Source organism: Paenibacillus timonensis, from assembly GCF_022427145.1.
Lineage (GTDB): Bacteria > Bacillota > Bacilli > Paenibacillales > Paenibacillaceae > Fontibacillus > Fontibacillus timonensis.
Genome location: NZ_JAKSXN010000062.1, coordinates 20281 through 30661, shown reverse-complemented (window position 1 = coordinate 30661; position 10381 = coordinate 20281). Strand labels below are relative to the sequence as shown.

Below are 10381 nucleotides of genomic sequence, written 5' to 3'. Positions count from 1 at the left end.
TTTCCGGGTTCGGCTTTTTTGACTTAGCGCAGCTGCCCTTCCAAACAGTACTTTTCCAAGGCCCGCCTCACGCCTTCCTCGTTATTCGAGGCTGTTACGGCATTGGCGGCTGCTTTCACGTCGAGCGGAGAATTGTCCATGGCTACGCCTAACCCGGCATAGGTGAGCATCGTTAAGTCGTTATAATAATTGCCGATCGCCATGACATTTTCAGCCGGGATACCGCGCTTTTCGGCCAACTTCTGCAGGGCTGCCCCCTTGGAGGCCTCTTTATGCATCAAGTCGATGAAAAAATCGCCGCTGCGCAGCATATTAAACTCCTGCGTCCATTGGCTCCAGTCTGCGTATACGCGGTCCAACTGGTCCATCTCGCCGGCGGCGGTGAATTTCACGATCGGATGGCTAAAATCCGCCCAACCCGGCATATCCTCCGGCTCCATCAGGAATTGGTGGTACATGTCCAACGCTTCCTTGGTGAGCCCCGCCGCGTTTTCCACATACAGCGCAAAGGTGGTGTTTACGTCAAAATGGACGTTGTTCTTGCGGCAATAATCCATATACGGTTCCAGCCCGTGCGGATTCAACGCGAACTCGTGGACGATTTCCTCGGTCCGCACGTCCACCGTCGCCGCTCCGTTATGGCTGATGACGTAACCGTCCAGTCCGAGCTCGCGCATATAGGGAATCGAGCTCCGCGGGGCCCGGCCGGTGCACAACACGAATTCCGTGCCTTGCTCCGCGATAGCCCGGATCGTCTCGATCGTTCCCGGGGTTAGCACGTGGTCGTCCGTGAGCAGCGTGCCGTCTACATCCAAAGCGATCAGTTTGTATTTCATGTGTGGTGTCTCTCCTTTCTTTCTCAACCCTCCCCATCCCTCCCTTACCGTAAGGGAGGGGGCCCGAGGGCCTGCTGCCCTCTGGTCTCCCGCAAAAGAGAAGAACGTGGGAGTGCAAGAGGCGCTCCTGCACGCTCACCCCTCCGGGGATCGCTAACTTTGGCTCGCAGAACGCTTTTCCCCCTTCGGGTACGTCTTACTTGAGACGCTCCCGGGTACCCTGGTAAACCGTGCTGCTCATCCCTACTCCTGTCGGCGCACCCGGGCAGGCAAGCGTGCGATGAGCCGCTTGTCGCCCTACGGGCACGCTCTACCTCGTGCAGCTAAGGCGCTCTCCCTGCGGGAATCGCTCACTTGTAGCGCGAACCGCTGGTTTGTTGGGAGCTGCAACGGACTTCTTGGCTTCATGCCAGCAAACCCGGCGCTCTCCCTGCGGGAATCGCTCACTTGTAGCGCGAACCGCTGGTTTGTTGGGAGCTGCTGCGTGCTTCTTGGCTTCATACCAGCAAACCCGGCGCTCTCCCTGCGGGAATCGCTCACTTGTAGTGCAAACCGCTGGTTTGTTGGGAGCTGCTGCGTGCTTCTTGGCTTCAGGCCAGCAAACCCGGCGCTCTCCCTGCGGGTATCGCTCACGGTAGAGCGGAACGCTAGTTACTTTTGCTTTTGTACGTCCGCAGGGCGTTCAGCTCGGACTCGGTCAACTCGCGGAAGGCGCCGAGCGGCAAGGACTCGTCGAGGACGAGCGGCCCCATCGACAGGCGCTTCAGGTAAGTAACCCGCGAGCCGACGGCTTCAAACATCCGCTTAACCTGATGGAATTTCCCCTCCGAGATGGTCAGCTGGATGCGGGAGATGCGGGTTCCGTCCGCTTCGGCGCCGTGCTCCAGCACGTTCAGCTCGGCGGGCAGGGTGACATAGCCGTCGTCGAGCTCGACGCCCTCCCGGAACCGGGCGGCTTCCTCGTCGCCGACATGGCCGAGGACGATAGCCTCGTACGTTTTGGGCACATGCTTGCGCGGAGACAACAGGTCGTGGGCCAGCTGGCCGTCATTGGTCAGCAGCAGCAGGCCCTCCGTGTCCTTGTCCAGCCGACCGACGGGGAACGGCGAGAACACTTGAAAGTCCGTCGGGAGCAAATCGAGCACGGTTTTCTCGCGGGCATCCTCGGTAGCCGAGATGACGCCTGGCGGCTTATGCAGCATCAAATAAACGAACTCGCGGTAAAAGATCCGCTCTCCGTCCAGCTCCACGACATCCACTACGGGATCGCACTGGATGCCGCTGTCCTTGACGACCGCGCCGTTGATCGCGACCCGGCCCTGTTTGACGTATTTTTTGATTTCCGATCGGGTTCCGTAGCCGAGATGGCCCAGAATTTTATCCAGTCGTTGCGTTTTTTTGCCGGTACTCATCTTACGTCCACCTCCAGCCCGCGGGATATTCATTCTTCAGCAAACCATCCTGCCATTTGCCCCAGCCCAGCGAATGGCCGTCGACGGTGACCAGCACGTATCCTTTCAGACCGACCCCCTCCCGGCAACGAATCCGGGCCGCTTCCACCTGAAGCGTTTCTCCCTTCAGGTATCGGATCGCTTCGCCGTCCGAAGCGTCCAAATCCAGGACCCGAACCGCTTCCGTTGGCGACAGCGCCGTTGCCAAAGGCTGTCCGGGCGTCAGCCGGCCGTTCTTCACGGTGCCAACATACCAGCCCGGACGGACCACCTTCAAGCCGTCAAGGCGCTCCTTGCCCAACGGGGACAGGTAGACGTTGCCGCCAAACAGCAGCGGTTCCCCCGGCAGCTCCGCCTCATTAAGGTGCTCCCGGGCAAAGGCACGCCAGCTTTCCAGCACTTCCCGCTCGTCCATTGCTTTGGCATCACGCCCAGCACCGGGGCGACCCCGATGGCCTTGACGAGAATCCCGTTTGCTTTGGGTTTGACCGCCTCTTTCCGAGACAAGGATACCATATCCAGCGTCTTCCTCCTGGGGTTGTCCTTCCCCTTGCCGCTCCAACACGGCAAGAAAATGCCCCTCGCCCTCCACCTTATGCGGCCAGAGCCGGCCGCAGCCGGCGGTTTGTGCAGCGATTTCCGGCGGATAGACCCGGCCTTCTCCCCGCTCGGCCAACCAGGTTAACCACTCCGGCCGTCCGGGGGAAATGCAGGGTTTGGGACCCAGCGGAACCACCCGGAACTCCGGATGCTCCAACAGGAAATCCGCGATCGTCGCCTCGTTTTCTTCCGGCGCAAACGTACAAGTAGAGTATACGATTCTCCCGCCAGGCGCCAGCAAAGCCGCAGCTGACTGCAAAATATCCCGCTGCATGCCGGCATATTTCCGCACCCACTCCGGTTCCCATAAGCGGGCCATATCCTCGTCTTTCCGGAACATGCCTTCGCCCGAGCAAGGCGCATCGATCAGGATTTTATCAAAGGAATACGGAAACGCCCGCGCGATCCGCTCCGGCGACTCGGCCAGCACAACCGCGTTGCGCACGCCGTAGAGCTCGATATTTTTAGCCAAGGCTTTGGTCCGCTCTGCGTTAATATCGTTGGTTACCAGCATGCCGCTGCCCCGCAGCTTGGCCGCGATTTGCGTCGACTTACCGCCCGGGGCCGCGCAGAGATCAAGCACCCGCTCCCCGGGTGCGACATCCAGCAGCTCCACCGGCGCCATGGCGCTTGGCTCCTGGATGTAATACAGCCCGGCATGATAATACGGATGTTTGCCCGGCTTCGTCTGCTCATCGACATAATACCCCGTCTTGCACCAGGGAATCGGTCGCAATTCGAACGGCGCCGCCTCCCGGAATTCAGCCGGATCGATTTTTAGCGTGTTGACGCGGATTCCCGCAAAACGGGGATTGCCATAGGAGGCGTAAAAAGCATCATATTCTCCTCCCAGCAGCTCCCGCATGCGCTCCAAAAATTCCTTCGGTGGTTGTACCGCCATGCCAGCCCGTCCCATCCATTCTATATATTTATCCGAATCGTTTCCTACCGCAAAACGCCCGTCTCCCCTGCACTGGGGGACGGGTCGAAATCTGCCATGTTAACGTGCTTTCCTTTGGTCCAGCTTCTGTTGCCGTTCCTCATGCTTGGCCCCGCGCTGCGGAGTTCGCCGCTGAGGAATGTTCGGGGCGATCTTATCCGAAGCCGCCTCCACCGCGCGAATCAGTACCGGATCCAGCAGATGGATCGTCAAATCGTAATAGGCAAAAGCCTGATTCTCCCCGTCTGCCATCGCCCTAACGTATTCATCCGTTTCCCGACGGAGCTTTCCTAGGTCGATGCCCAACGTCAGTTCCGGATACGGAGAGAGCCGCTCTAAAGCGGAGAGCAGCATTTTTCGCCCGCCGGACAAGTTGCCGCGACGCGCATGGAACAAGCCAACGGCGATCTGCAGCAGTCCTTTGTACAGCGGATCATGACCCCGCTCCAGCCACAGCTCCTCGAGCACCTCGTGGCACTCGAAGTAGTCGCGGTCCCGGTTGAAATACACGAGGTACGCCACAAACAGCGGCTCATAGCTCATCCCCGGGCTCCTCCACTTTTTTGTGTTGCTTGATGAGGTCCTTCACTTCGCCCAACAGTTGCTTCAATCCCTCGAAATCCTTCGTTTCCCACAGCCGGTTGAACCGCTCTTGGGCTTCAATCGCTTCAGAAACCAGATGGTAAAAATATAACTGATGGATCGAAGCAAGCACCGAGGAGACAATGTTGGAATCGTCCTCAAAGCTCTTCTGCGCGACCAATATCTCCTGACGAATGCTGGACATTTCATTGTCGAGGACGAATGCGGCTTCAGCGGCCTTTTTGAGCCGGCCCCGCATCTCCTCGGGCAGGCTTTCCCGATATTTGTAGTTCAAGGAATGCTCGATGGTCGCCCAGAAATTCATCGCCAGCGTGCGAATCTGGATTTCCGCCAACACTTGCTTTTGGCCCAGCGCGGTTTGCACCGGATATTCCACGATCATATGAAAGCTGCGATACCCGCTTTCTTTATAATTGGTAATATAATCTTTTTCGTAAAGGACTTTCAGGTCCTTGCGCATACGGATGTATTCCGCCACTCGGCGGATATCCTCCACGAACTGACACATGATCCGGATGCCGGCGATATCCTCGATCCCGGTCTCCAGATCCTCCAGAGCCACGTTGTACCGTTTCGCCTTATCCAGGATGCTGGATATTTTCTTGACCCGCCCGGTGACGAATTCGATCGGCGCGTACTCTTCGCGTTTCTTCAGTTCGGAGCGCATCGTCTTGAATTTGACTTTTAGCTCCTCAACGGCTTGTTCATATGGAAGCAAAAATGTTCCCCAATCTCTACTGTCCATCCTTATGCCTCCTGTCTTCTGTCCCCCGGCTTGGCTTCAGCCGGCCCGCTTATCGGTGGTCCGCCCCAACCGCCTCGGAAATATGGCGATAGCCGTCCCGCCGCAGCAGCTCCCGTAGCCCGCGGTGCAGCTTGCGGTTAATTTCCGGGCCCTCGTAGATCAGCGCGGTATAGATTTCAACCAGGCTAGCGCCGGCCCGAATTTTGGCGTAGGCATCGTCCGCCGTGAAAATCCCGCCCGAACCGATGATCGGCAAGCGGCCGCCCGTCTGCCGATAGACGCGGGAAATGATCTCCGTCGATCGCGCGCCAAGCGGCTTCCCGCTCAGGCCACCGGTTTCTCGGGCGTTGACGTGCGTTATCCCATCCCGGGACAACGTCGTATTCGTGGCGATCAAACCTGATACGCCGCTGTTTTGGATGGTTTCGACCATGTATTCCAGCTCGTCAAAGCTGACGTCCGGCGCGATTTTGACCAGCACCGCCTTCGATTTGCCGTACCGCTCCGCTTCGACCGCCATCCGGTCCGTGACGGCGGCCAGCAGCGAAGCCAGATCATTGCCATGCTGCAATTTACGCAGGTCCGGCGTATTTGGTGAACTGATGTTCACGACGAAAAAATCGGCATATTCGTATAAAGCCGAAATGCATTTTTCATAATCGCGGTAGGCTTCTTCGTTTGGCGTTGTTTTGTTTTTGCCGATGTTGACGGCGATCGGAATCGGACGGCGCTTCAGCGCTTGCAGGCGCTTCGCCATCGCTTCCGTTCCGCGGTTATTGAACCCCATCCGGTTGATCAGCGCTTCCTCGGGAGGCAGGCGGAACAACCGGGGTCGGTCGTTCCCGGGTTGCCCCAGCGGCGTTACCGTGCCAACTTCCATGAACCCGAATCCGATCGCGGAAAAACCCGGCACCGCATCGGCATTTTTATCTAGACCGGCGGCCAATCCCACCGGGGAAGGAAAATGAATTCCGAATAAGTTCGTCGCCAGCTCCGGCGATTCCGGCACGCCGTACATCCCTCGTAAGAGAGGAATCATTCCGGGGACGGCAGCGGCAGTATGTAATCCATCGATAACGAGATGATGGGCATTCTCCGGATCCATCCGGAAAAACACCGGCTTTCCCAATGCGCGATACAACACGTTTTTCTGTTCACTCCGATCTTACGCTTTGCATGATTCTGCTATTATCAGTTTAGCCGTTTCCGTTGGAAAAGAAAAGTTTAACCTAATCGGCACGTGAAAGAAACAACATGGTGATGGAATTTTGCGATGAAAGCCGTTACAATAAAGGGGAAAGCACCTCCAATATCGCTTAAGACTAGGTTAGAGAGGGGAAATGTTCTCATGTCAACGAAACGCAAACCGCCTACACTCCAGCAAAAAAAGGACGAAGTCAACAAGAAAGCGCTCATCTGGTCGATTTCCATCGTTGCCGCGCTCGTCATCGTGACTGCCGTCCTTTTGATCGTGACCTAAACTAGTCCAGCCAGTGGTATGTGCGGTGGGGATTGGTCTGATCCTGTCTGTCGCCCAAGGCGAAACGATCCGCCGGGACGTTTTTCAGCTTCGGCAAAATCCCCTTTCCGATCTTCACCTTCGTTCCTTTCGGAACAAGATCGAACAGCTCCTCCACATCCTTCTTGCCCATCCGGATGCAGCCCAGCGATTCGTCCTTCCCGATGCTGTCCGGCTCGTTCGTTCCATGGATCGCGTAATTCGTATCCGACAGCTGCATGCCCCGGCTGCCAAACTCTCCGTCATCCTTCCCGTTCGGGTTCACCACTTTCTCCGAAATGGCAAACGTGCCCTCCGGCGTCCGATCGCCGCCCAAACCAACCGGGTAACTCCGAATCAACACATTCCCGCTGACCACCGCCAGTACATGCTCTTTCGTATCGACGATAGTTTCATATGGCTCGGCAAAAAACGGCCGTTGCCCCGGAGCCATTCCCTCGGCGAGCGCCGCTTTCGCATGACCATTTCCCGATGCGGCGGAACCGTTGTTCTTCAACTGCACCAGGAGCGGGCCAAACGCCTGCGCCATGGTCGGATCGGTCCCGGCGATCCAGTTGTCGGGGTACGGTCCGGTCAGGTCTTGCAGGCTGGAAGGCCAAGCTCCTTTGGCCTGCTTGTATTGGGTCATCGCCGAAGCTAGCACGCCCAGCGATTCCTGCTGCGGAATCCACTTCCTCGCTTGCTGCTGAAGCTCGGCCGGATCCGGCGGCGCGCACTCGCATGCCGCCGGATCATAGGCTTGGAGCGTCGTCCGGCCATCGTCCGGACTTTGCTCCAAGCCGAACACGACAGGCAGGTCGTCCGACCAGACCAGCCAGTCGCCGGTCCGATCCATGCCAAGCGCCGCGGCATGGATCGGGACAAAGCCGGTTTGCCGCTGCAGCGCGAGCAAACCGCCTACGGCCTCCGCCTGCGTCCCGGCGGGATCGCCGCCGAAGCCGATGGCGGTGAACGCCGGCCCCGGGAAGGCCGGCGCCGCCGGAGGCGCGCCTCCGCCCGCCGGGTCCGCCGCGGGCTCCAGCACGTCCGCCGGCGCCTCGCCGAGATCGGCGCCGGCGGATACGGGCCCATGCGCCTGCCGGTCCCCCGGCGCATGGGCTGAGGGAATCCACGCCAGCAGCGCGATCAGCAGCGCCAGGCTGAGCTTGCGCGCGAACCGGCGTCGCTTCTCTCGCCGGTGCGTTTCCTTCATCAGCCCTTCCTTATAGCCGGACAACACCTCTTCCGGCAGCGGGATTTTGCTGGCTTCGAACGCTTCGTACACGTTGCCTGCCTGAATATAGCAATAGTGGGCTTTCCCCGCTTGTCCGCTCGCTTCGTATTCCTTGCCCAGCAGATACCAGGCCATTTTATTGTTCGGGTGGTTTTCCACGTATTTTTTAAGATAAGCCGAGTTCCCCATCAGTTCCTCCATCCGAGAGAGTTGAGAGATCGCCATTATTTACTTATATCGGCAGAGAGAACCGTGATACTGACCCAATATTCACCAATTTCTCAATTTTGCGACTTAATACCTAACCAAAGAGGTCCCGAGGAGTGAAACCGGTCTCGTCTCGAGTCAGGGTGTCTCTGTGGGGCGCTTTTCACGATTATCCCTTTCGCTCAGGTTGGCGGAGATTGGAAAAATAAGCGGGTTCAAGCTCACTTTTCTATTGAAAAGAGAACGTATGTTTGGTATAATTTAGGAGAAAGGGAACATACGTACGTAAAATTGGCTTTGGGGAGGTAGCGGATATGGAGATCAATGCGGGTACATTTCATCAATCTTTCAACAACCGTTTTAGTTCTGAACAGGACTGTATGGATGCGCTGATCGCCATGAAGTGGCCGAATGGCTTTGTTTGCCCTCGTTGCGCTTATACCCGATGCAGTCGTCTCACCTCCCGGCGTATTCCCTTGTTCGAATGCGAAAGCTGCGGCCATCAAACGTCGCCATTGGTCGGCACGATTTTTGAAGGAACGCATCTGCCTCTGTTGAAGTGGTTCCAGGCGTTGGAGTTATTTCTGCACCCTGACGGCATCTCGGCAATGCGACTGAGTCAGGTGATCCGGGTTACCTACAAGACCGCTTGGTTAATGCTGCACAAAATTCGCTATGCCCTTGGAGAGTTCGATGCCAGCGAGCTGTTGAGCGGAGACGTAAAGGTAAACTGCGATCAGTACGGGACTCCCCCGTCCCGGCGCCCATCCCTGGATCGGCATACCTCGGCAGTCGTAGCTGGCTGCACCGTTACGGAGTCGGGCGAGGTGGCACAGGTCAAAATCCGCCTGGTCCCCCATAAGCCAGGAAACGGTAAAAGGGCGAATCGCCACGAACTCGCCGCATTTATCAGTAGAGAGGTAGATGCCTGTACATCGGCGGTGGAGTCGTTTCCACTGGCTTACCGGCTGTACTGGCCCTTGCGAAAAGTTGTACATGAAGCGTGGGAATCACTAGTAAGTACTTATGTCGCCTTGGGACAAAAGCATCTCCAAGCTTACCTGAACGAATACACCGTACGTCGACGTCTTCGCTTACCCGGAGCGATAGCAACGATGCGACGCGAATTGCTTCGCATCTGTATGGCGACACCGAGAATCCCCTATCGCCGGCTGATCCAACGCCAATCTCATCTACTTCTTTCACCTGCCGCCTGATAAGCGGGCTTACTACCTGATCGAACGGGATAATCGTGCAAGGTGCGCATCAACTGCACCTCCTGACCCAACGGGATAATCGTGCAAAGTGTGCATCAACCACTCTCCCTGACCCAACGGGATAATCGTGCAAAGTATGCAAAAAGAAAGGACAGAGATCGCATTGACGCACGCTGAGCCGCCGGCTCAACCCGCCCAATTACCATCCCTGTCCCAAATTTACTGCTGAATAAAATTAATCGCGGCTTGCTAATTTTGCCAATAGACGAACGAGCTCCAGATACAGCCAGACCAACGTGACCATCAGGCCAAAAGCGCCGTACCATTCCATGTATTTCGGAGCGCCCCGCTCAGCGCCGTTCTCGATGAAGTCAAAGTCCAGCACCAGATTCAGCGCCGCGATGATCACGATCACCAGCGAAATGCCGATGCCGATCCAGTCATTGCTGTGCAAATACGGGATGTTGATCCCGAAGAAACCGAGGATAAAGCTGGCCAAATACACCAACGCTACTCCGGCGGTTGCCGCAAACACACCCAGCTTAAAATTCTCCGTAGCTTTGATCAAGCGCGTTTTATACGCCAAGAGCAGCGCCAGGAAAACGGCCATCGTAAGCAATGCGGCCTGCAGGATAATGCCGTTGTACAGGGTTTCGTAAGTCGCCGAAATGGCCCCCAGGAACATCCCTTCCGCAATCGCGTAAAGAGGGACCAAGTAAGGCGAAGTCCGAGGTACGAAGCTGACGATCAAGGCCAGGATCATGCCGATGACTGCGCCGGCAACGGCCATGCCGCCTACGCTATAACCGTCAAAGTAAAGCATCCATGTGCTGAACGCACTGCCCAACAGGATAACCAGCGTAATAAACGCTTTGTTGACCGTGCCTTCAATCGTCATTTGCTGCATGCCGGAGAACGATTCCGGCCGTTCAAAGGTTGAATCGCGAAGAGTAGGATTTCCGCTTCTACCGATCAAGGAATAACCACCTTTTTTGATGAATTTATTTTCATATTATCATATCATATTCTATTCCCAAGGCACTAGAGTAG

Annotated in this window: 10 protein-coding genes; 2 read left to right on the top strand and 8 right to left on the bottom strand. The window is 56.9% G+C overall.

Annotation, left to right across the window (positions count from 1 at the left end; genetic code table 11):
* Window positions 1–23: 23 nt before the first annotated feature.
* The 6 genes from MJ257_RS20280 to MJ257_RS20255 form a co-directional block, all read right to left on the bottom strand.
* Window positions 24–836 (bottom strand): Cof-type HAD-IIB family hydrolase, encoded by an 813-nt coding sequence (locus MJ257_RS20280; RefSeq protein ID WP_240270961.1) that lies wholly within the window; start codon window positions 834–836, stop codon window positions 24–26.
* Between the two features lie 647 nt (window positions 837–1483).
* Entirely contained in the window at window positions 1484–2248 is a 765-nt protein-coding gene (locus tag MJ257_RS20275) for a pseudouridine synthase (protein WP_240270960.1), read from the bottom strand.
* A 1-nt stretch (window position 2249) separates the two neighbouring features.
* A complete protein-coding gene (locus MJ257_RS20270) occupies window positions 2250–3788 on the bottom strand; it encodes an RsmB/NOP family class I SAM-dependent RNA methyltransferase (RefSeq protein WP_240270959.1) in 1539 nt (512 codons plus the stop codon).
* A gap of 99 nt (window positions 3789–3887) precedes the next feature.
* On the bottom strand, window positions 3888–4370 hold the full coding sequence (locus MJ257_RS20265; RefSeq protein ID WP_240270958.1) for a DUF309 domain-containing protein: 483 nt from the start codon (window positions 4368–4370) through the stop codon (window positions 3888–3890).
* On the bottom strand, window positions 4360–5175 hold the full coding sequence (yjbM, locus tag MJ257_RS20260) for a GTP diphosphokinase (protein WP_240270957.1): 816 nt from the start codon (window positions 5173–5175) through the stop codon (window positions 4360–4362). Before yjbM ends, MJ257_RS20265 begins: the two co-directional genes overlap by 11 nt.
* Window positions 5176–5224: 49 nt before the next feature.
* Window positions 5225–6319: a quinone-dependent dihydroorotate dehydrogenase gene (locus MJ257_RS20255; protein ID WP_240270956.1), complete on the bottom strand. Its 1095-nt coding sequence runs from the start codon at window positions 6317–6319 to the stop codon at window positions 5225–5227.
* 204 nt (window positions 6320–6523) lie between these two features.
* Between MJ257_RS20255 and MJ257_RS24855 the strand changes: the two genes are divergently transcribed.
* Entirely contained in the window at window positions 6524–6655 is a 132-nt protein-coding gene (locus MJ257_RS24855; protein WP_262362897.1) for a hypothetical protein, read from the top strand.
* A 1-nt stretch (window position 6656) separates the two neighbouring features.
* Here MJ257_RS24855 and MJ257_RS24850 read toward each other — a convergent pair whose 3' ends face one another.
* Window positions 6657–8108, bottom strand: a complete 1452-nt coding sequence (locus MJ257_RS24850) for a L,D-transpeptidase family protein (protein WP_275693918.1) — start codon at window positions 8106–8108, stop codon at window positions 6657–6659.
* Window positions 8109–8428: 320 nt separating this feature from the next.
* On the opposite strand from MJ257_RS24850, the gene MJ257_RS20245 reads away from it, so the two are divergent.
* Complete coding sequence (locus tag MJ257_RS20245; protein ID WP_240270955.1) at window positions 8429–9331, top strand: transposase; 903 nt, start codon at window positions 8429–8431, stop codon at window positions 9329–9331.
* Window positions 9332–9566: 235 nt separating this feature from the next.
* Here MJ257_RS20245 and MJ257_RS20240 read toward each other — a convergent pair whose 3' ends face one another.
* Window positions 9567–10307, bottom strand: coding sequence for a Bax inhibitor-1/YccA family protein (locus MJ257_RS20240; RefSeq protein ID WP_240270954.1), 741 nt, complete (start codon window positions 10305–10307; stop codon window positions 9567–9569).
* Window positions 10308–10381: the final 74 nt, after the last annotated feature.

Coding starts and splice junctions, on each gene's coding strand:
- MJ257_RS20280 (WP_240270961.1), bottom strand. CDS start 836: ATGAAATACAAACTGATCGCTTTGGATGTAGACGGCACGCTGCTCACG.
- MJ257_RS20275 (WP_240270960.1), bottom strand. CDS start 2,248: ATGAGTACCGGCAAAAAAACGCAACGACTGGATAAAATTCTGGGCCAT.
- MJ257_RS20270 (WP_240270959.1), bottom strand. CDS start 3,788: ATGGCGGTACAACCACCGAAGGAATTTTTGGAGCGCATGCGGGAGCTG.
- MJ257_RS20265 (WP_240270958.1), bottom strand. CDS start 4,370: ATGAGCTATGAGCCGCTGTTTGTGGCGTACCTCGTGTATTTCAACCGG.
- yjbM (WP_240270957.1), bottom strand. CDS start 5,175: ATGGACAGTAGAGATTGGGGAACATTTTTGCTTCCATATGAACAAGCC.
- MJ257_RS24855 (WP_262362897.1), top strand. CDS start 6,524: ATGTCAACGAAACGCAAACCGCCTACACTCCAGCAAAAAAAGGACGAA.
- MJ257_RS24850 (WP_275693918.1), bottom strand. CDS start 8,108: ATGGAGGAACTGATGGGGAACTCGGCTTATCTTAAAAAATACGTGGAA.
- MJ257_RS20245 (WP_240270955.1), top strand. CDS start 8,429: ATGGAGATCAATGCGGGTACATTTCATCAATCTTTCAACAACCGTTTT.